The organism is Pseudomonas sp. 44 R 15 (assembly GCF_900004965.1).
Taxonomy (GTDB): Bacteria; Pseudomonadota; Gammaproteobacteria; order Pseudomonadales; family Pseudomonadaceae; genus Aquipseudomonas; species Aquipseudomonas orientalis_A.
The window spans coordinates 18,070-19,659 of record NZ_CVTU01000102.1; the positions used below are offsets into that span (position 1 = coordinate 18,070).

The following is a 1,590-nucleotide window of genomic DNA, read 5'->3' on the forward strand; positions in this document are numbered from 1 at the left end:
AGTTGCCGCCCGTTGCGTCGGTAATCTTGACCGTCTGAGTGCTCTTATCGATGAACACATCATCGGTAGGCGCAGGCACAGTCACAGTGCCGACAGTTTCACCGGCTTTGATGGTGATGTTTGAACCGTTATCCAGTTTCAGAGTGACGTCAGTACCGGCCTTGTTGCTCAAGGTCGCGGTGTACGTGATCTGGCCACCTTCGTTGACTGCGCTCGGCGCGGTCAGCGTAACAGTGGTGGTGTTATCAGTACCTGGGGTGTCAGTCACTGTTGTTGTGACTTTATCGGTACCTGGGACGAGATTTTCGAAGTGCTCGCCACCAGTGACAGTCTTGATAGCAGTGGTGACGGTCTGGTCGCCCTTGTAAACATCATCCGGCGCAACAACCGAAACGGAACCGCTCGACTGATTTACGCCGATAGTGATGCTCTGGCCGTTATCCAGGGTGACAGTCAGCGGGTTAGTGATGTTAGTCACCTGCGCGCCGTTTTTATCCACAAGGCTTGCTGTGTAAACGATGTTGCCGCCTTCGCCGACGGTAGTGGTAGCGCTCAGAACCACGTCGACCTTGTCGATGGTGTCGTTGATCGCTGTCGTTGCGCCGTTGCCAGCAACTTCCAGTTTCTCGAAGTTGCCGCCAGTGGTCTCAGTGATCTGGACGGTCTGAGTGCTCTTATCGATAAACACGTCATCGCTTGGCGCAGGCACGGTCACGGTGCCGACGGTATCGCCGGCTTTGATCGTGATGCTTGAGCCGTTATCCAGCTTCAGCGTGACGTCAGTACCGGCCTTATTGCTTAAGGTCGCGGTATAGGTGATCTGACCACCCTCGCTCGCTGCAGCCGGCGCGGTCAGCGTAACGGTTGTGGTATCGACGGAATCGGTAATGGTGGTGAGTGCCGGAGTCGTGCTCGGCACCAGGCTTTCAAAATTGCCACCGGTTGCGCCGGTGATAGTGGTGCTGACGGTCGAACCGTTGACGTAGACGTCATTGGCTGGGGTATCGACTACCACCGTGCCCGTCGACTCACCCGCCTTGATGGTAATCACCGAGCCATTGCTCAAGGTGACGCTCACCGGGGTTTGCGCCGGGTTGGTCAGGGTCGCGGTGTAGGTGATCTGACCACCTTCGGTCACGGTCGAACCGGCCGTCAGGGTGACAGTGGTGGTATCGACCACATCAGTAATGGTGGTGACCGCAGGCGTGGTGCTCGGCACCAGGTTTTCAAAGTTGCCGCCGGTAGCACCGATAATGGTGGTGCTGACGGTCGAACCGTTGACGTACACGTCATTGGCCGGCGTATCGACAACAACAGTACCTGTGGACTCACCCGCCTTGATGGTAATCACCGAGCCATTGCTCAAGGTGACGCTCACCGGGGTTTGTGCCGGGTTGGTCAAGGTCGCGGTGTAGGTGATCTGACCACCTTCGGTCACGGTCGAACCGGCCGTCAGGGTGACAGTGGTGGTATCGACCACATCAGTAATGGTGGTAACCGCAGGCGTGGTGCTCGGCACCAGGTTTTCAAAGTTGCCGCCGGTAGCACCGATAATGGTGGTGCTGACGGTCGAACCGTTGACGTACACGT

General features: G+C 57.2%; 1 protein-coding gene. It reads right to left on the minus strand.

The features are described from left to right. A partial coding sequence (locus BFP93_RS28925; RefSeq protein ID WP_370737804.1) for an immunoglobulin-like domain-containing protein occupies window positions 1-1,590 on the minus strand: 1,590 nt, incomplete at both ends.